The following is a 19,663-nucleotide window of genomic DNA, read 5'->3' as shown; positions in this document are numbered from 1 at the left end:
TACAACGGATCAGTTTCGCTGGGCCGGGTACCAGTCCGCGTCCGTCACCTCCCGCGCGACCTCCCAGAGCCGGTCGAACTCGGCCCGGAAGTGCCGGCACCAATGGTGGTCACGGCGGCCGTTCAGCGTAAAACCCGGGTCGCGGCCGGGCGAGCGGTGGGTGCCCAGCTCGACGTGGATGACGCCGTCGTCGTCGCCGGCGTCCAGCATGAGCATCCCGAACGCCGGCAGGAACGGCAGCAACCGCACCTCCAGGCGCTCCTTGGTGTGCATGTCGCGCAGGACGTAGAGCGTGGATCGGACGCGGTGCTCGAAGACGTCGGGCTGGTCGGGGATCGTGCTCCGCCTGGCCGCCTCCTCCGGCACCGTGCCCGTGGGATCGATCACCAGGATCTTGACCGTCGCCCCCCGCTCCAGGCTTCGCTGCAGATCGTCCACATAGGCGCGGATCGTGCGGCTGAGCGTGACCCCGGCGAAGCGGATGTCGTTCGCACGGAGGACGCGCTCCTTGAGGTCCTTGTTGTCGCTGCTCAGGAAGCCGTCGCCGGCCAGCTTCGACTCCAGCAGGCGGTTGAGCTCGGCGACCTGCCGCTCGAGGGCGGCCACCTGGTGGCGGGGGCCCAGCGCGTTGACCGCCACCAGGGCCAGCGTGGCCAGCGTGGCGGCGCCGACCACCTTCGGCTCCACACGGTCGAAGACGCCGAGCACGCCGACGACCAGGGCGATGCACGCGGTCAGGTAGATCTCGAGGTTCTTGCCGGTGCTGAGGTCAGCGCGTAACCGCTCCAGTAGCCGCATGTGCCGGTTCCTACCCGTCGACACCACCAGGCGACCAGCAGACCCTCACGGCAACCCGGCCACGCCTCGCGATCATCGGATCCTCACACTTACCCGGCGACCGGCGGCTCCCCACGGTTGCCGGCAGCACCACTAAGCGACCAGCGGATCCCTACGATTGCCCGGCGGCACCACCGAGAGTCCGGCAGAACCTCATGGTCGCCCAACGACGTTGAGCGGCCGGCGGGGTTTTCACAGTCGGTCGCATGGGCCGGTGCTCCTGGTCAGGCGCGCAGGCGCAGCCCCCGGGGGGTCGGATGGAACCCGGCCGCCTCCAGGGCCGCCCCCAAGGGCGAGTCGGTGATGGAGGCGCCGTCGGCCCGCTCCACGGTCAGCTTGCCCAGCGCCCCGTCGCGTACGGCCAGGGCCAGCGCGTCGACCGCCGGCTGCAGCCGGTCGTCGTCGGTGAACGACAGCAGCGTCTTGCCGCCCCGCTCCACGTAGAGCACCAGATGACCATCGACGAGCACGACCAGCGAGCCCGCCTTCCGGCCAGGCTTGTGCCCCAGGTCGGCGGGACGTTGTGGCCAGGGCAGCGCGGCGCCGTACGGGCTGGCGGGGTCGGCGGCGGCCAGCACCACGGCCCGCCGCGCCCCCTCCCCGGACGAGGAGGGAGCCGCCCCGGGCGCCATGGCGCGCATCCGGTCCACCGCTCCCGGCAGCGCGAACTGCGCGCCGCCCAGCCCTTCGACGAAGTAGCCCCGGCGGCAGCGCCCGCTCTCCTCGTAGGCGCGCAGCACCTGATAGACGGGCGTGAACCCGCCGGGCAGCCGTTCGGAGGTCACCGCGCCCCGCGTGACCACCCCATGCCGCTCCAGCAGGACCTCGGCCTGGGCGTGGGCGCGCTGCGTCGTGTCGGCGGCCGGCTCGGGCAGCAGCCACCATCGGCCGGCCACGGTCGGCGGCCCGCTCCTGCTCGGCAGCACCGCCCGGCGCCGCCGCGTCGTGGCGGGCCGGTGCGCGGGCCGCCCGGTGCCGAGCGTCGCCCGCAGTGGTGCGAGCGTGTCGCCCGACACCCGGCCCGCCCACACCAGGTCCCACAGGGCCGAGACCAGTTCGGTGTCGTTCAGGGAGCCGATCTGGTCGGACAGGCCGCGGAAGAACAGCGCGCCGCCTCCGCCGAGCAACTCCAGCAGCCGCTCGTGCACCGGCGTCATCGTGATCTCGGCGGGCTCCGGCAGCAGCAGCGGCGCGGTGTCGGCGAAGTAGAGCGACACCCAGCCGTCGCCACCGGGCAGGGATCCCTGCCCGGCCCACATGACCTCGCCGGACGAGGTCAGCTCGTCGAGCAGCGAGGGATGGTAGCCGGGCACCCGCGAGGGCAGCACCAGCGTCTCCAGCGCCGAGGCGGGCACGGCGGCCCCCTGGAGCTGCTCGATCGAGCGCACCAGCGCGTCCATGGCCCGCGCCCCGGCCCCGCCCGAGCTCGACCGCAACGCGTCGGCCCCACCGGGCGCTGACCGCAACGCATCGGCTCCACCGGGACCTGACCGCGACGCGTCGGCCCCGCCGGGGCCCGATCGCGACGGATCGGACCCGCCCGTGCCCGACCGGAACGCGCCCGCCCCGGTCGCGGCCGGTCCCGGGCCGGTGGGGGTGATGCCGTGCCAGGCGGGCAGGAACAGGGCCAGCGTCTCGGGGGCGACCGGCTCGACCTCCTTGCGGAGCCTGGCCAGCGACCTGCGGCGCAGCATGCGCAGCACACCGGCGTCGCACCACTCCTCGCCCCGCCCCCCGGGCCGGAACTCACCGCTCACGACCCGGCCCGTCGCGGCCAGCCGCCGCAGCGCGTCGGTCACCACGGCCACGCCCAGCCCGAACCGGGCGGCGGCGGTGCCGGCGTGGAAGGGACCACGTGTGCGGGCATGCCGCGCCACCAGATCGGCCAAGGGATCGGCCACCGGCTCGAGGAACGCGTGCGGCACTCCCACCGGCAGCGGCGTACCCAGCGCGTCACGCACGCGCGCCGCGTCCTCGATCGCCGTCCACTGCTCCTCGCCCGCGATGCGCACCCTGATCGCCCGCCGGGCCCGCTCCAGCTCCTCCAGCCAGGCCGGATCGCCGCCGCGCACGCTCACGTCGGGCGCCAGCAGCGGCCCGTGCGAGCGCAGCAGGTCGGCCAGATCCTCCAGGTCGCGCAGGGGCCGGTCGAGCCTGGCCAGCTCGCGCTCGCTGTCGGAGATCACGTCGGGGTCGAGCAGCTCGCGCAGGTCGGCCTGGCCCAGCAACTCGGCCAGCAGCGTGGTGTCGAGCGCCAGGGCCTGCGCGCGGCGTTCGGCGAGGGGGGCGTCGCCTTCGTACATGAACGCGCCCACGTAGTGGAACAGCAGCGAGGCCGCGAACGGCGAGGCCTGCGAGGTCTCCACCTCCACCAGCCGCACCCGGCGCGCGGCGAGGTCGCGCATGAGCCGCACCAGCCCCGGCACGTCGAAGACGTCCTGCAGGCACTCGCGCATCGTCTCCAGCACGATCGGGAACGAGGCGTATTGCGAGGCCACGCCCAGCAGATGGGCGGCCCGCTGCCGCTGCTGCCACAGCGGGCTGCGCTTGCCCGGCGTGCGGCGCGGCAGCAGCAGCGCCCGGCCCGCGCACTCCCTGAACCGGGAGGCGAACATGGCCGACCCGCCCAGCTCCTCGGTGACGATCTGCTCGATCTCCTCGGCGTCGAAGGCCGCCACGTCGGTGGGCGGCTCGGCCATCGTGTCGGGGATGCGCAGCACGATGCCGTCGTCGGAGTGCACCGCCTGTACGTCGATGCCGTAGCGCTCACGCAGCCGCCGGTTGATCGCCAGCGCCCACGGGGCGTGCACCCGCGCGCCGTAGGGGGAATGGATCACCACGCGCCAGTCGCCCAGCTCGTCGTGGAAGCGCTCCACCAGCAGCGTGCGGTCGTCGGGCACGTAGCCGGTGGCCTCGCGCTGCTCGCGCAGGTAGGCCAGCAGGTTGCCCGAGGCGTATTCGTCGAGCCCGGCGGCCCGCATCCGGTCCGTCGAGTCCTGTTTGGCCTGCTCGCGCAGGAACTGCCCGATCGCCTGGCCCAGCTCGGCCGGCCGGCCCGGCGCGTCGCCGTGCCAGAACGGCAGCTTGCCCGGCTGCCCCGGCGCGGGCGAGACGAGCACCCGGTCCGCCGTGATGTCCTCGATCCGCCACGAGGTGGCGCCCAGCACGAACACGTCGCCCACGCGCGACTCGTAGACCATCTCCTCGTCCAGCTCGCCCACCCGGGAGGCCCGCTCGCCCACCAGGAACACCCCGAACAGGCCCCGGTCGGGGATCGTGCCGCCGTTGGTGACCGCCAGCCGCTGCGCGCCGGGCCGCCCCTGGAGGGTGCCGGTGACGCGGTCCCACACGATGCGCGGGCGCAGCTCGGCGAACTCCTCGCTCGGATAGCGCCCGGCCAGCATGTCGAGCGTGGCCTCCAGCGCGCTCCTCGGCAGCGTGGCGTAGGAGGCGGCCCGCTTGATCACGGACTCCAGCTCGTCGACCGTCCACTCGTCGAGCGCGGTCATCGCCACGATCTGCTGGGCGAGCACGTCGAGCGGGTTGCGCGGGTAGCGCAGCTCCTCGATCTGACCGCTCTTCATCCGCTCGGCCACCACGGTCGTCTGCACCAGGTCGCCCCGGTATTTGGGGAAGATGACCCCCTTGGAGACCGCCCCCACCTGGTGCCCCGCCCGGCCGATGCGCTGCAGCCCGCTGGCCACGCTCGGCGGCGCCTCCACGCACGCGACCAGGTCGACCGCGCCCATGTCGATGCCCAGCTCCAGGCTGGAGGTGGCGACCACGGCGGGCAGGCGGCCCGACTTGAGCGCCTCCTCGATCTGGGCCCGCTCCTCCTTGGAGACCGAGCCGTGGTGGGCGCGCACGATCTCGGCCACCGCGCCCTTGCCGGACCCGGCCTGCGCCATCATCTCGGCGGGCATGCGGTTGGGCGGCTGCGGCGGACCCGTCTCCCAGATCGACAGGTCGACGGTCTCGGCGCCGTGCTCGCGCTCGTAGGCCAGCTCGTTGAGCCGGGTGCACAGCCGCTCGGCCAGCCGCCGCGAGTTGGCGAACACGATGGTGGAGCTGTGGGCCTCGATCAGGTCGAAGAGCCGCTCCTCGACGTGCGGCCAGATCGACCTGCTGGTCGGCTCGGGCGCGAACTCCTCGCCCTCCTGACGCGGGCGGGCCTCCATCTCCGTCATGTCCTCGACGGGGACGACGACCTCGACCTCGATCTGCTTGTCCGAGGGCGGCTGCACCACGGTGGCCGGCCGCGCCCCGCCCAGGAACGCCGCCACCTCGCTCACCGGCCGGACGGTCGCCGACAGCCCGACCCGCTGCGCGGGCTTGTCGAGCAGCGCGTCGAGCCGCTCGAGGCTGAGCGCCAGATGGGCGCCGCGCTTGGTGGCCGCGACCGCGTGCACCTCGTCGACGATCACCGTCTCCACGCCGCGCAGCGCCTCCCTGGCCTGGCTGGTGAGCAGCAGGAAGAGCGACTCGGGCGTGGTGATGAGGATGTCGGACGGCCTGGCCGCGAACCGCCTGCGGTCCTCGGCGGGCGTGTCACCCGACCGGATCGCCACCGAGATCTCCGGGACGGGCAGGCCGAGCCGCCGCGCCGTCTGCTTGAGCCCGGCCAGCGGCGCGCGCAGGTTGCGCTCGACGTCGACGGCCAGCGCCTTGAGCGGCGACACGTAGAGCACCCGCGTGCCTTTACGCTGTCCCTCGTGCCGCTCTTCGGCGGGGGTGGCGGCCAGCCGGTCGAGAGACCAGAGGAACGCCGCCAGCGTCTTGCCCGAGCCGGTGGGCGCGACGACCAGGGTGTTGTCGCCGCGCGAGATCGACTCCCAGGCCCCCTCCTGGGCGGCCGTGGGCGCGTGGAAGGCTCCAGAGAACCATTGCCTGGTCATCTGGCTGAAGTGGTCGAGCGAGCTCACCAGCACATACTGCCTTGCGCCACCGACAGAAAACGCATTGGCGCCGCAGCGTGTGATTGAGCGGGGGCCCTGGCGGACATACAGCGACCGTGACCATCGACTACGCGGCCATCGACGCCCGCCGTGCGGACCTGAGGCAGAGCTACGTCTTACCGCACCGACCCTCGAGCAGTGCTCGCGGCCTGCACCACATGGCCCTGATCTCGTCCGACGTGGAACGGACCATCAAGTTCTACCAGGAACTCCTGGAGTTCCCGCTGACGGAGATCATCGAGAATCGCGACTACAAGGGCTCGAGCCACTTCTTCTTCGACATCGGCAACGGCAACCTGCTGGCGTTCTTCGACTTCCCCGGGCTCGACCTCGGGCCCTACCAGGAAGTGCTCGGCGGGCTGCACCACATCGCGATCTCCGTCGACCCGGCCACCTGGGAGCGGTTGCGCGGGAAGCTGGAGATGGCCGGCGTGCCGCACCAGATAGAGAGCGGCGCCTCCATTTACTTCAAGGACCCCGACGGCGCCCGTCTGGAGCTGCTCGCCGACCATCTCGGTGAGATGTACGGCGCGCGGGTGCTGTGACCTAACGCCGCGACGCCCTCCGCGTACGCGGCTTGCCCGCACGTGGCTCCCGCCTGATGTCCGCGTGCCGGTCGGCACGCTCCGCCTTCTCCTTCTGTACGGTCAGCCGCATCGCTAACAGTAACCGGCGTCGTTTGGCCCTGTTGGCCTTTGTTCTGGCGGTCTTCGGGGGTGAAGGCTTGTGGGTCTTTGGCATGCGGATGTCTTACCCACCCCTCGTGCGATTCCATACTTGGTTCATGCGCCTGACGGAGTTCTGGAGACGGATGAACGCTCACTTCGGTGAGATGTACGCCGAGTCATGGGCCCGCGACTACGTGCTCGCGCCGCTGGGCGGGCGCACGGTCGCGCAGGCGCTGGCCGAGGGTGAGAGCGCCAAGACGGTGTGGCGCGCGGTCTGCCAGGTGGAGGACATCTCACCCAAGCTGCGCTGACCCTCTCAGCCCGGCTGGGCCAGGTCCAGCGTACGGCGGAGCGCGGCGGCCGTACGCTCCAGATCGTCGGCGCTGCCCTGCCCGCCCGACGACCACAGGAACAGCCACCCCTGAGCCGACGGGGTGGCGAAGATGATCGTCTGACGGCCGGTGCGCGGATGCCAGACCCACAGCACCGGATCGTCGTCACCGACCATTCGGCTGACCAGGCCCTGATGGGGCAGCAACTCGGCGAGCGCCTCGAGATGGACGCGCCGTTCCCCGGTGTAGCCGCTCGCCACGTGCCGCCTCCAACTGTCGCCCTGCACTGAGTCTCCCCAGCTCACCGCGCCTGACAACACGTTGGTGGCCAACCCTCGAATGGGGGTGTTCATGGGGATGTGGAAGCGGGGAAATCGAACGTGAGCGCGTACGAGCGGCAGAACCGACGCGTCGGCGGGCCACCGATCCCAAACCCGAAATCGTGCTCGAACCCCTCCCAGAACGCCCCCTCTCCAGACCCCGAATCCGACGATGGACGGCCGAGCCTCACTCCAACCCCCTGGATCCGACCGTGGACGGTTGAGGCGAGCGTTGTCCCAGACCCCTGGATTCGGCTGGGGGGTTGAGACGAGCGTCGTCCCGGAATCCGGAATCCGGAATCCGGCTGCGGACTGCTGAGCCGAGTGTCATCCCAGACCCCTCAACCTGGCCGTCGACGGCTGAGCCGATTGTCGTCCGCTCCGCTGGCGTGGCGGCGGAAGAGTCTTTCCCCGACAGTAGGCGCGGTCGGACCGGCTCCTTCGAACCGATCGCTCCGCCATACGCGTCTGAGTGATCGAGCGTGACACGGATCGAGCCGAAGAACCCTCCGCAGCAGTCGCTCGGTGGCCGGCAGCCGGTTTGCCAGGGGTGAGGCGGGCTTGCTGGGCGGGCGCGCCCGCATGTTGCTGGGTCCCCGCGAGCCCCCGTCGACAGAGTGCATCAGCGGCGTCGAAGCCACCGGCTCGGACCGGCGCTCTTGGGACCTCCGGGCAGTGGGCTGGCCGAGCTTCCCTACGAGCAGGCGACCGACGCCATCTTGAAGTTCTCGGACGCCGGCATGCGCCTGCTGATCCTGCTCACCCCCGGGCACGGTTGTGCTGGCCATGGTCTCCCTCGATCACCGTCCTCGATCACCGTTCATAAGTGTTGTCCCCGCCCTCGGAGCCGTTCACGACAGCGTTATGCCTCCTCAGCCCCCCGGACGACAGGTGGACTGACTACACCCCGACCGACACACGCTCCGAACGGAAGGTGATCGAGGCACCTCGGCGGGAGGGCGGGGCGTACCTTGGCCGCGGCGCGATGGATGCGCTTTGGGCGGCAAACGATGGACGGACCCCCAGCCAGAAGCCGATTGACGACCACCTGCGTGTTCCTGCTGTGATCGAACAATCGTTCGGCTACCATGGACAACGCCGGGCCACGTCTTCCCCGACTGTCGCGAAAATGTCGGTGGCAGGCCGTAGCTTTCACTCGACTGATCGGACCACAACCCTCCAGGGGGAAGTTTCATGGCTATCAACGACCGCGAGAAGGCCCTCGAGACCGCCCTCGCTCAGATCGAGCGGCAGTTCGGTAAGGGCTCCGTCATGCGACTGGGCGACGACGCCCGAGCCCCCATCGAAGTGATCCCCACAGGATCGATCTCCCTTGACGTGGCCCTCGGCATCGGCGGCCTGCCACGTGGGCGCATCGTGGAGATCTACGGCCCGGAGTCCTCGGGTAAGACCACGATCGCCCTGCACGCGGTGGCCAACGCCCAGCGGGCCGGCGGCATCGCGGCGTTCATCGACGCCGAGCACGCCCTCGACCCCGAATATGCCAAGAAGCTGGGGGTCGACACCGACGCCCTGCTGGTCTCCCAGCCCGACACGGGTGAGCAGGCGCTCGAGATCGCCGACATGCTGATCAGGTCCGGTGCCGTCGACATCATCGTCATCGACTCGGTGGCCGCGCTGGTGCCCAAGGCCGAAATCGAGGGCGAGATGGGCGACAGCCACGTCGGCCTCCAGGCCCGCCTCATGTCCCAGGCGCTGCGCAAGGTCGCCGGCGCGCTCAGCACCACCGGCACCACCGCCATCTTCATCAACCAGCTCCGCGAGAAGATCGGCGTCATGTTCGGCAGCCCCGAGACGACGACCGGTGGTAAGGCGCTGAAGTTCTACGCCTCGGTCCGCCTGGACATCCGCCGCATCGAGACGCTCAAGGACGGCACCGAGGCGGTCGGCAACCGCACCAGGGTCAAGGTCGTCAAGAACAAGATGGCCCCGCCCTTCCGCGTCGCCGACTTCGACATCCTCTACGGGGTGGGCGTTTCCCGCGAGGGCGGCCTCATCGACATGGGTGTGGAGCACGGCTTCGTCCGCAAGTCCGGCGCCTGGTACACGTACGAGGGCGACCAGCTCGGCCAGGGCAAGGAGAACGCCCGCAACTTCCTGAAGAGCCACCCCGACATGGCCAACGAGATCGAGAAGAAGATCAAGGACAAGCTCGGTGTGGGCCCGCGTCTCGACGCCCCCGCCGAAGCCGCCGCCACTCCGGCCCCGGCTGCGGCCCCCGCGCCTTCGGGTCGTGGCTCGAAGTCCACCCCCAAGCCTGGTGACGTCTGATCGTTCGCCCTATGAGCAGCAAGGACCGGCCACAAGCGCCCCATTCGCGAAGCGGGGGCGCCTGGCCCGACTCCACCACGTCACCAAGGGCCCGCGACCTGGCCCGCTCATCCGCTGACGGCTGGCCATCGGTGGACGAGTGGCACGAACAACGCACCCGCCAGCGCATAGCGGAAGCCTCCACCGACACACCCACCGCCCAGGCGGCTACCACTCCCGAGACCGTCAAGTCAGAGGTCACCGACACGGCGGCCACTGACTTGAAGCCCACTGATACGGCGACTGGCACGGTGATCACCGACACGGCGATCACCGACTTGGAGGCCGCTGGCACGGCGATCACCGATACGGCGGCCACCAAATCGGCGGCTACCAGCTCGGGCACGGGAGCCGCCGCCGCGACTACGCGCGACGTCGACTCAAGCACGGAGGCCGTTGCTCCGGTTGCTGCCACCACCGTCGCCGGCCCAGGCGAGGGCATCGCCGATTCGGGGACAGAAGCCGATGCTTCGGGCATGGACACAACGGGTCCTGGGCCGGGGATCGCAGGTTCGGGCGCGAAACCCTTCGGCCCGAACGTGGAGACCGACGACAAGGACACACAAGCCCCATCCGGCCGCCAGATGGCCGCCGGAGGTGCATCTGATCGCCTGGACGGTGACGAAACTCCGTCTGGGCATGCCGGGAGTGGCAAGGCGCCGGTCAGTCGCAGGCCGGCTGATGACTGGCACTCGGAAGTTCTTGCCGGTAGTAGCTGGTTCGCTGCCGAAGAGGATGGCGGTAAGGCCGGCAAGCGGCGGTCGGGCGGAGGACGCTCAACCGGACGATCCGGCAAATCCGTCCGGTCAAGCCGGTCAGGCGAGGTCGGGTCTGCGGGTTGGTCGGACGGGCCTGAGGGGCCGCCAGGTTGGTCTGGGCAGTCAGGCGGGTCACTGGGATCAGGCGGATCGGGATCAGGTGGGTCTGGACAGTCGGGTTGGTCCGACGGGGCAGATCAGGCCGATGGGTCCGGGGAACCGGGGCTGGTAGGTCGGTCTCCAGGGTCAGGTTGGTATGGGGGATCCGGTCGGTCTGATGCGGCTGAGCGGTCTGACGCTGCTGAGGAGTCGGGCTGGGGTGGGAGATCACGTCGGTCCGGTCGAACCGGGCGACGTGGGAAGTCTGGAAAGCGGTCGGGGGAGTCCCGAGGGCGGGGTTCGCTGTCTGAGGGGAGCGATGGGGAGAGCTCTGCCAGCGCCCAGATCGAGGCCGATCCGGAGTCGGCGGCTCGGGCCATCTGTCTTCGTCTGCTCACCCTGGCTCCCAAGACGCGTGCCCAGCTCGCTGAGGCCCTACGTAAGCGAGGAGTGCCGGATGAGGCCGCAGAGGCGGTGCTCGGCCGGTTCTCGGAGTTGGGGCTGATCAACGACGAGGCCTTCGCTGCGGCCTGGGTTGATTCCCGGCATCATGGCCGAGGGCTGGCCAAGCGTGCCCTGGCGGCTGAGTTGCGGCATCGGGGTGTGGACACCGAGACGGTCAACGAGGCCGTGGAGCGGCTGGATCCCGATCAGGAAGCGGAGACGGCCCGGCGGTTGGTCGAGCGCAAGCTTGCCTCCACGCGGTCCCTCGACCCGCAGGCCCGAACGCGGCGGTTGGCAGGCATGCTCGCACGCAAGGGGTACTCCTCTGGGCTGGCCTTCCGGGTCATCCGTGAAGCCCTGGAGGAAGAGGGCATCGAGGTAGAGGAAGACTTTCCGTAAGAGGTTCGCTCGGTGCTCGGTGCTCACATCTGGTGCTCCACACCTGGTGCCTGCAGCCCCGCGCCTGGTGTCTGATGCCCGGTGCCCGGTGCTTTGTGGTGTTTGTGGCTTCTAGTTCATGGCTCGCATTCGGAGGCCGGAGCTTGGTGGCTCGTCGGCCCATAACTTGTACTTCGCGGCCTGTGCCCTGTGCCTTGCGGCCGTGCCCTGTGCCCTTCGGCTTGTGCTCTGCGGCTTCTGTCGTGTGGTCTGTGTCGCGTGGTTTGTGTCCCGTGGCTTGTGTCGGGTGGTCTGGGCCTCGGCCGGTGGATTTCTGCCGCTGGAGGAGATGGGTGAACTGTGGGCGGGCAATTCTTGTCTTAGCAGGGTGAAGTGGTTGTTATCCCCAGGCTGAGAACGGTTGCCGAGCCGCCTTTCAGCGGAGGGGGTGGTGGAGGTGCCAGATGATCAGGGCGGGGGTGTCGTGGTAGGCGGCTGCGGCTGCCTCGGGACACCATTGCTGGGCGAGTGGGCCGCCGTGTTCGCCGGGTGTCTCGGCCCATCTGGGTTCGTGGCAGGCGATGATCTCCAGCCCGGCCTCGTGGAATGCGGTGATGTAGTCGCTGGCCAGGAAGCGGCTGGCGGGCATCGCCTGGAGGTCGCCGTCCGGGCCGGTCACCATGGCCACGCCGCCCAGGTAGAGCGACAGCACATGGATGTCCGACAGCACGATGTGGCCGCCGGGTCGGGTCACCCGGGCGAACTCGCGTAGTGCCGGCCCGAGAGTTGGCTGGTGGGTCAGTGCCAGCGCGCAGACGACCAGGTCGAAGCTCGCGGACTCGACCGGCAGGTCGTGCAGATCCGCCTGGTGAAACGTGCCGTCCGGCGTCTTGGTTCGGGCCAGGGCGAGCATGTCCGCCGATGAGTCCACACCGACGACCTCGTGTCCCAGTTCGGCCAGGTACGCGGCGTGCCGTCCGGTGCCGCACGCGGCGTCCAGGGCCCGGCCCGTCGGCAGCGTGGCGAGGATGCGCCGGACCTGTGGCTCCTCTGCCGTGATCAGTGGGTTCTCCTCGAAGTCGTATCGGTCGGCCCACTGCGCGTATCCCTCCGCTGTGGTGGCGTGGCCGACGACGGTGCCCGTGCTCAGTGCCAGGTCCTGGTCGGCGGTCAGTCTGCGGATCTCGGCGATACGCCGCGTCACGAACTCCTCATCGCCGAGATCACCGGCCTGCGCTCGCAGCAGTGCCACGCCTTCGAGTGCCAAGAGCCAGGCCAGCGGATGAGTGTAGGAGGGCATGCCGGGGATGGTAAGGAACATGCCCGGGTCCGAGCCACTTAATTGATCGCTGGGCAGGCGGCTTGGGTGCTGTCTCCGCGAGTGTGGACTGGCGACGGGTCGGGACCTCGATCGGCTCCCGCCCTTGATGTCACACGTGGTCCCGAGCAGTCCCGAGCAGTCCCGAGCTGCTCCGGGCAGCCCTGGCCAGCTCCGGGCAGCTCCGGCAGCCCCGGGGAAGCCTCGGTCAGTCACGGTCAGTCACGAGGGCGTGAGCGGCCATTTGCGGGACGCGCGGCCATGTGCGGCCACGAGTTGGGGGTGCGGTGCGGCCATGTGCGAACAGGGGTGGTCGCGGGTGGTAAGCGGGCAGCCGTGAGCTGGTCGTGACGTTCTTCGGTGTTGTGGTGGATCATTGCGGCGATGATCCGTGAAGCCCTCGCGCCGGAATGTGCCTTGCGCGTGGTGGGGTGTGGGTCGCCGGTGGTCGGTGTGATCTTGGGCGCGGTGCGAGGCCGTCCCTGGGTGGGGGTCGGTGTTGGTTCAGGCTCAATGTGCTCGCCTGTCCTTCTCGTCCCACCGTCCACAAAGCTCCTCACTCCGTACCGAGGGGCAATTCGGGCGGTAGTGGGGTAAATCTGGCTGAATGTGGAGATGCGGGCCTGTAAGACACGCTTGATGACGCGTTTGCTTGCTCGTGACCTGTTCGACGCATAACCTCGACGGCAGTGAGGAGTTACTCCGCGCAGCGCGGATTGCCATACCGGTGAACGACGGACGAACGAGCTTGGTTGGTCGAGGCAGGCGAGGTGTCGGCTATCGCAGTCGACGCCCGGTCAGCCTTGGCTTGACTTTGATCCCGAGCAGGACGCCGATCGGGCTATCCGTGGCGCGCTTGTGACCCCTCCCGTTTTGTGGCCGCGTTATGAGGTGTTGACGACGCGAGGAGGGCGGGGCGCACATGGGGCCGCTTGTCGTGGTGCTGATGGTGGCGGTGCTCGTGCTCGCGTTCGGCATGATAGTCGCGCTCCTTGTCGTCATACGTCGTACCTCGGGCAGTCTGCCCCGCACCGGTAAGCCGACTCCCGAGCAGGTGCAGGCCGTGCACGAGGAACTCGAGCAGGCACGTGAGGAAGCGCTGGAGATCCGCCACAAGGCGCAGACCGACGCCGACGAGATCCTGCGCAGGTCCGAGGCCGCCGCCGAGAACGCCGCGCAGATGCGGCGGGAGGTCGAAGAGGAGAGCCGGGTACTGAAGTCCGAGCTCAAGGAGCTGCGGACCGACCTCGAGCGCCGCGAGGCGCGGCTGGCCGAGCGGGAGCAGCGGCTCGACGAGGAGGCCAGGCGGCAGTCCGAGCGGGACAGGAAGCTGGGCGAGACCGAGGTCGAGCTGGCCGACCGCCGCGAGGAGCTGCTCCAGGTCGAGGAGGAGCGGCGGGTCATCCTGGAACGGGTGGCCGGGCTCACCGGCGAGCAGGCCAAGACCGAGCTGGTCAAGGAGATCGAGAACCAGGCCAAGCGCGAGGCCGCGCTGATCATCAGGGAGATCGAGGGCGACGCCCGCAAGGAGGGCGAGAAGCGGGCCACGAAGATCGTGACGCTGGCCGTGCAGCGGGTGGCGGCCGAGCAGACGGCCGAGTCGGTCGTGAGCGTGCTGCACCTGCCCGGCGACGAGATGAAGGGCCGGATCATCGGGCGCGAAGGGCGCAACATCCGCGCCTTCGAGACCACGACCGGGGTCAACCTCATCATCGACGACACACCGGAGGCGGTGCTGCTGTCGTGCTTCGACCCGGTCCGGAGGGAGACGGCGCGGCTCACGCTGGAGAAGCTGGTGCTGGACGGCCGCATCCATCCGCAGCGCATCGAGGAGGCCCACGACCGCAGCCGCCAGGAGGTCCAGGACCTGTGCGCGCGGGCCGGTGAGGACGCCCTGGTCGAGCTGGGCATCACCGACATGCACCCGGAGCTGACGCTGCTGCTCGGGCAGTTGCGCTACCGCACCTCCTACGGACAGAACGTGCTCAAGCACCTCATCGAGTCGGCCCACATTGCCGGCATCATGGCGGCCGAGCTGAAGATGAACCAGACGCTGATGAAGCGCTGCGCCCTGCTCCACGACATCGGCAAGGCGCTCACGCACGAGGTCGAGGGCAGCCACGCGCTGATCGGGGCCGAGATCGCCCGCCGCTACGGCGAGGAGGAGGACGTGGTGCACGCCATCGAGGCGCACCACAACGAGGTCGAGGTCCGTACGGTCGAGGCCGTGCTCACGCAGGCCGCCGACGCGGTCAGCGGCAGCCGGCCGGGAGCGCGCCGGGAGTCGCTGGAGGCGTACGTCAAGCGGCTGGAGCGGCTGGAGGAGATCGCGCAGTCGTACGACGGCGTGGAGAAGGTCTTCGCCATGCAGGCCGGCCGCGAGATCCGGGTCATGGTCAAGCCGGACGCGATCGACGACATCCAGGCCCAGGTGATCGCCCGCGACGTGGCCAAGCAGGTGGAGGAGGAGCTCACCTACCCGGGCCAGATCCGCATCACCGTGGTCAGGGAGTCGCGCGCCACGGAGTTCGCCCGCTAGCGCCGGCATCAGCCGAAGAGCTGCTGGTAGAAGGCCAGCTCGGCGGCCAGGGCGGCGGCGCGCGTCTCGGCGCGGCGGAAGCCGTGCGACTCGCCCTCGAACGCCAGGTACGTGCACGCCACCCCGCGTTCCGACAACGCGTCCGCGAAGGCCGTGGACTGCTCCGGCGGCACCACGGGATCGTCGAGCCCCTGCAGGAGCAGCATCGGGCAGGAGACGCCGTCCACGAGGGCGAGCGGCTCCCTGGCTGCGTACACCTGCGGATCCTCCGGCCCCACCAGCCACTCGACGTAGCGGGACTCGAAGTCGTGGGTGTGGGCGATCAGCGGGGCCAGCGCGCTGACGCCGTAGTAGGACACGCCTCCGGCGAACACGTCTGAGCGGCAGCAGGCCGCCATCACCGTCCAGCCGCCCGCGCTACCCCCGCGCACCGCGATCCTGGCGGGATCGGCCAGGCCCTCGGCCGCCAGCCAGCGGGCGGCGGCGATCGTGTCGGCCACGTCGACCAGGCCCCACTGGCCCTTGAGGCGGTCTCGGTAGGCCCTGCCGTAGCCGGTCGAGCCGCCGTAGTTGACGTCGAGCACGCCGATGCCGCGTGAGGTGAGGAACGCCTTCTCCAGGTCGAGCGCGCTGTCGGCGTGCGCGGTCGGCCCTCCGTGGACGAAGATCACGTAGGGGGGTGTGGTCTCGGTGGCGGCGGGGTTGCGGGGCGGGTAGAGGAAGGCCGGCACGTCGCCGGGCATGCGCACGGGGCGCGGGACGGGCAGGTACGCGGCGTCCGGCGTCGAGGCCAGGTCACGGCCGAGCGTCTGACAACCCACAGAGCCCGCCTGCCTGGTGCCCGCCTGCCTGGTGCCCGTCTCCCCGGTGCCCGTCTCCGTGGTGTCCGCTTCCCCGGTGCTCGCGTCTCGGGTGGTCGAGTCTTCAGTGTCGGCGTTCCCGGTGTCGCCCTCTTCGATGCCCGTGTTCACGGTGACGACCGCGCGGGGGGTCGTGGCGGCGTACGCGATGCCGACCACGGAGGTGCCGTCGGTGGTCAGGGACGCGTCCCAGCCGGTCCAGGGCACGTCGAGGTCGGTGAGTGCGCCCGACGCGGGATCGAGCACACCCAGCCGCAGGTCGCCGTGCCCGTGCAGGACCGCGAGCCGCCCGTCGGCGAGCACCGCGTACGGCATCCCGCCCAGCCGCCACGGCGGCGACGCGAACTCCTCCCCGGCCGGATGGAGCGCCCGAGCGCCGTCACCGTGCACGCCGATCTCGTGGAGGTTCCACCAGCCGGAGGAGTCGGAGACGAGGTAGAGGCGGGAGTCGTCCTTCCACGAGGGGGCCAGCACGGACTCGGCCGGGCCGCCCCGCACCGTCCATGCGCCGCCGCCGGTCAGCCGGGTGACGCGCAGCTCGGTGCCGTCCCAGGGCATGCGCGGATGGTTCCAGCAGACGTAGGCCAGGTGCCGTCCGTCGGGGGAGAGGGTGGGGGAGGCGTAGAAGTCGCAGCCGGTGGCCCATTCGCGGATCTCGCCGCCGTCCAGCGGGATCGAGACGACGGCCCGGGTGACTTTGCCGTCCGGCGTGTGCCGCTCGCGTACGCACCACACCTGATCGTCGCGCACGAGAAGGTCGGCGTAGCGGTCGCCCTCGGGAGTGAGGGGTTTCGGATCGCCGTTTTCCGGTAGGACGTAGAGGCGCTGATCTTTCAGGTTGGCGAAGACGATCTCGCCCGCAGAAGTCACGGTGTACGGCTTGCCGCCGTATTCGTGCACCCGGGTACGCGCGCACCAAGGAGCCGGCAGCAGGTCACTGAGGGTGCCGTCGGCGGAGCGGCACACGATGGTGGTGCGCCCGCCCTCGGCGGGACGGTCTTCGGTCCACCACACTCGGCCGTTGGCAGCCGTGGGCCAGCCAGGGCGCACGCCAGAACCGGCCACGTCTCTGGTCGAAATGGGGGAGGGCCAGAAAGGCATACCCCGCATCCTGCCGGAAGATCGCCGGGGATGCGGCCCGGTCACCACAGTTCAGGGGCACCCGGCGGGGCGCGGCAGGTAGGAAGGCAGCTTCAGCCCCGTTTTGCCGAACCAGGTGTTCAGCAGCCGAACGGTCGTCCCGTCCCGCCACATGGCGGCGATGGCCCGGTTGACGGCCTCGCAGGTCCTGGTGTCGCCCTTCTTGAGCCCGACGCCCCATTTCTCGTCGGAGATGGGGTCGTTCAGCAGCCGGTACCGGCCGGGCTCCTGCTCGGCGAACGACGCCAGGATGAGGTTCTCGGTGCTCACCGCGTCGAGCCGGTCGGCGGCGAGCTTGCTCACGCAGTCGGAGTAGTTGGCCGCGGGCACCAGCTCGGCCGGCAGGCCCAGCTTGCCGTCCGGCGGCGGCTCCACGACGCGCCGGTACGAGTTCGACCCCTCCGCCAGGCAGATCCGCTTGTCCCGCAGGTCGGCCACCTTCGTGATGCTCGTGTCGTCCGCGCGGACCATCGTGTCCTGCGGGACGATCACGTACGGGCCGGCGAACGTCACCTTGGGCTTGCGGGACTCGGTGATGGTGTAGGAGGCCACGATCATGTCCACGGTGCCGTTCTGGAGCAGCGCCTCCCGGGCGGACGACGGCGACTCGCGCCACGTGATCCGCACCGGCTTGTCCCCGGCGAGGTAGCGGACGATGTACCGGGCGACGTCGACGTCGAAGCCCTGGGGCTCGTTCGCGCCCGTCTTCAGGCCGAGGTCGGGCTGGTCCCATTTGGTGCCGACGACGACGGTGCCGGAGCCCTTGATCTTGTCCACAACGGTGGCGTACGAGCCGCCGCCCTCGCACGCGGACAGGATCACGGCCACAGCCGCGAGAGGGAACGCCGCACCACGCATGGTCACAGGACCATCAGTAACCCGCGCGAGCCGGAATCAGCCTGGCTCCAACGCAGATGTGGGACATTCTTGAAGATCTACGGGAACATCCGGGCGGCGGGTACGACACCCGCCGCCCGGGGGTCACTCCAGGGGTTTGTCGGGACCCAGGCCGCCGCCCGCGGTGCCCTCACCCGTGCCCAGTCCGACCCCGACCGAGCCGGGGGCCGCGATCGGGCGGGCCGTGGTCTTGCGACTGCGCCTGCTGCGCCGCTCCAGCCAGGTGGCCAGGAAGCTCAGCGCCAGGTTGAGCGTCACGTAGATGATGCCGATGACGATCGCCGCCGGGATCAGCGACCCGAAGAAGCGGGCCGGGAGGATCTTGAACCCGGTGTTCAGCAGGTCGACGTAGGCGATGATGTAGCCCAGCGCCGTGTCCTTCAGCAGCACCACGAGCTGGCTGACGATGGCCGGCATCATCGCGGTGACGGCCTGCGGCAGCAACACCAGCCGCAGCACCTGGTTCTTGCGCATGCCCACCGCGTACGCGGCCTCGGACTGGCCCTTCGGCACGGCGTAGACGCCGGCCCTGACCACCTCGGCCAGCACCGACCCGTTGTAGAAGGTCAGGCCCAGCACCACCGCGATGAACGTGTAGTCGCCGCTGCCCATCACCGTCGGCAACAGGTAGAAGATGAAGAAGATCAGCAGCAGCAGGGGGATGGCACGGAAGACCTCCACCACCACGCCGGCCGGAACCCGGATCCAGCGATGGTCGGAGAGCCTGGCCAGACCGAAGACCGCCCCGAACAGCAGGGCGAGCACCGCGGCCACCGCGGCCGCCCGCAGGGTGCCGATCAGGCCGGGGATGATGTAGAAGTCCCAGGTCTCCCACTGCAGGAACGGCTGCCAGATCTTGGCTTCCCACTGGCCCTTGGCGTCGAAGCCGGTGTAGATGCCGTAGAGGACGGCGCCGACGGCGATGACGCTGATGACCGTGAGCAGGTGGTTGCGCACCCGCGTGCGCGGCCCGGGGGCGTCGAACAGGACGGACGTGCTCATCGGACCACCGCCAGGCGCCTGGCCAGCCAGCCGGTGAAGTAGCCGATCGGGAGCGTCACGGCCATGAAGGCCACCACGATGCCGAGGAAGATCGGGATCGAGGCGCCCACCTGGTCGAAGGCCTCCTTCATCTTGTTCGCGGAGTCGAAGGCGAAGCCGCCGGCCACCGCGACCGTGGTGTTCTTGATCATGGCGATGATCACGCTGCCCAGCGGGGCGATGACGGCGCGGAACGCCTGGGGCAGGATGATCATCGTGAGCGACTGCGGGAACGTCAGCCCGATCGCCCTGGCCGCCTCCGCCTGACCGAGCGGCACCGTGTTGATGCCCGCCCGCAGCGCCTCGCAGACGAACGCCGCCGTGTAGGCCGACAGGCCCAGCGCGACGATCCAGAACGAGTTGGTGCTGGGAGTCTCGGAGAAGACCAGGCCGAGAGTGTCGCTCAGACCCAGCGCCGAGAAGGCCAGCACCAGGGTCAGGGGGGTGTTGCGCACCACATTGACGTAGATGGTGCCCGCCGCGCGCAGGACCGGCGTCGGGGACACCCGCATCGACACCAGGATGGTGCCGAGAACCAGTGAGGCGATCGTGCCCACCAGGGCGAGCTTCATGTTCTCCAGGAAGCCCAGTGCGAGGTCGGGCGCGTACCTAATCAGATCTTCCATCGTGCTCCACCACATAGGGCGGCGGCGCGTCCACGCCGGGATGCCGCTCGCGGTGCCCGGACAGCAGCTCGTCGAGCGACCGTAGCGCCTTCTGCTCGCTCTCCCGGTCGGCCGGCTCGA

The 19,663-nt window shown here is 70.0% G+C and carries 13 protein-coding genes; 5 read left to right on the top strand and 8 right to left on the bottom strand.

Annotated elements, in window-relative coordinates:
• Positions 1–9: 9 nt before the first annotated feature.
• Together AB0I15_RS43570 and AB0I15_RS43565 are read right to left on the bottom strand one after the other, a co-directional pair.
• Entirely contained in the window at positions 10–798 is a 789-nt protein-coding gene (locus AB0I15_RS43570) for a hypothetical protein (RefSeq protein WP_358109950.1), read from the bottom strand.
• A 263-nt stretch (positions 799–1,061) separates the two neighbouring features.
• Positions 1,062–5,732, bottom strand: a complete 4,671-nt coding sequence (locus tag AB0I15_RS43565; RefSeq protein WP_358110192.1) for a DEAD/DEAH box helicase — start codon at positions 5,730–5,732, stop codon at positions 1,062–1,064.
• A 116-nt stretch (positions 5,733–5,848) separates the two neighbouring features.
• Here AB0I15_RS43565 and AB0I15_RS43560 point away from each other — a divergent pair, with 116 nt between their 5' ends.
• On the top strand, positions 5,849–6,337 hold the full coding sequence (locus AB0I15_RS43560; protein WP_358109947.1) for a VOC family protein: 489 nt from the start codon (positions 5,849–5,851) through the stop codon (positions 6,335–6,337).
• A 239-nt stretch (positions 6,338–6,576) separates the two neighbouring features.
• Positions 6,577–6,771, top strand: coding sequence for a DUF3046 domain-containing protein (locus AB0I15_RS43555; RefSeq protein WP_358109944.1), 195 nt, complete (start codon positions 6,577–6,579; stop codon positions 6,769–6,771).
• A 5-nt stretch (positions 6,772–6,776) separates the two neighbouring features.
• On the opposite strand, the gene AB0I15_RS43550 is transcribed toward AB0I15_RS43555, so the two are convergent.
• Positions 6,777–7,079, bottom strand: a complete 303-nt coding sequence (locus AB0I15_RS43550; protein ID WP_358109941.1) for a hypothetical protein — start codon at positions 7,077–7,079, stop codon at positions 6,777–6,779.
• 1,227 nt (positions 7,080–8,306) lie between these two features.
• Here AB0I15_RS43550 and recA point away from each other — a divergent pair.
• Both recA and AB0I15_RS43540 read left to right on the top strand, forming a co-directional pair.
• A complete protein-coding gene (recA, locus tag AB0I15_RS43545; protein ID WP_358109938.1) occupies positions 8,307–9,404 on the top strand; it encodes a recombinase RecA in 1,098 nt (365 codons plus the stop codon).
• An 11-nt stretch (positions 9,405–9,415) separates the two neighbouring features.
• Positions 9,416–11,143, top strand: coding sequence for a RecX family transcriptional regulator (locus AB0I15_RS43540; RefSeq protein ID WP_358109935.1), 1,728 nt, complete (start codon positions 9,416–9,418; stop codon positions 11,141–11,143).
• A gap of 415 nt (positions 11,144–11,558) precedes the next feature.
• Here AB0I15_RS43540 and AB0I15_RS43535 read toward each other — a convergent pair whose 3' ends face one another.
• The gene (locus AB0I15_RS43535; RefSeq protein ID WP_358109932.1) at positions 11,559–12,422 is read right to left on the bottom strand and encodes a class I SAM-dependent methyltransferase; all 864 of its coding nucleotides are present in this window, start codon (positions 12,420–12,422) and stop codon (positions 11,559–11,561) included.
• A gap of 940 nt (positions 12,423–13,362) precedes the next feature.
• On the opposite strand from AB0I15_RS43535, the gene rny reads away from it, so the two are divergent.
• Positions 13,363–14,979 (top strand): ribonuclease Y, encoded by a 1,617-nt coding sequence (gene rny, locus AB0I15_RS43530; protein ID WP_358109929.1) that lies wholly within the window; start codon positions 13,363–13,365, stop codon positions 14,977–14,979.
• Between the two features lie 8 nt (positions 14,980–14,987).
• Here the strand turns inward: rny and AB0I15_RS43525 are convergent, their stop codons facing one another.
• The 4 genes from AB0I15_RS43525 to AB0I15_RS43510 all read right to left on the bottom strand — a co-directional run bounded on the left by AB0I15_RS43525 (position 14,988) and on the right by AB0I15_RS43510 (position 19,543).
• Entirely contained in the window at positions 14,988–16,853 is a 1,866-nt protein-coding gene (locus AB0I15_RS43525; protein ID WP_358109926.1) for a prolyl oligopeptidase family serine peptidase, read from the bottom strand.
• A gap of 138 nt (positions 16,854–16,991) precedes the next feature.
• A complete protein-coding gene (locus tag AB0I15_RS43520) occupies positions 16,992–17,837 on the bottom strand; it encodes a glutamate ABC transporter substrate-binding protein (RefSeq protein ID WP_358110189.1) in 846 nt (281 codons plus the stop codon).
• 123 nt (positions 17,838–17,960) lie between these two features.
• Positions 17,961–18,878, bottom strand: coding sequence for an amino acid ABC transporter permease (locus AB0I15_RS43515; protein ID WP_358109923.1), 918 nt, complete (start codon positions 18,876–18,878; stop codon positions 17,961–17,963).
• Positions 18,875–19,543 carry an amino acid ABC transporter permease gene (locus AB0I15_RS43510; RefSeq protein ID WP_358109920.1) on the bottom strand — a complete coding sequence of 223 codons (669 nt, stop codon included), beginning with the start codon at positions 19,541–19,543 and terminating at the stop codon, positions 18,875–18,877. The genes AB0I15_RS43515 and AB0I15_RS43510 overlap by 4 nt, the downstream gene beginning before the upstream one ends.
• Between the last annotated feature and the right edge of the window lie 120 nt (positions 19,544–19,663).

The sequence above is a fragment of the Nonomuraea sp. NPDC050643 genome (genome assembly GCF_040654715.1).
Classification (GTDB): domain Bacteria; phylum Actinomycetota; class Actinomycetes; order Streptosporangiales; family Streptosporangiaceae; genus Nonomuraea.
The sequence above is the reverse complement of the archived record's forward strand: the minus strand, read 5'-3'. Positions and strand labels throughout refer to the sequence as shown.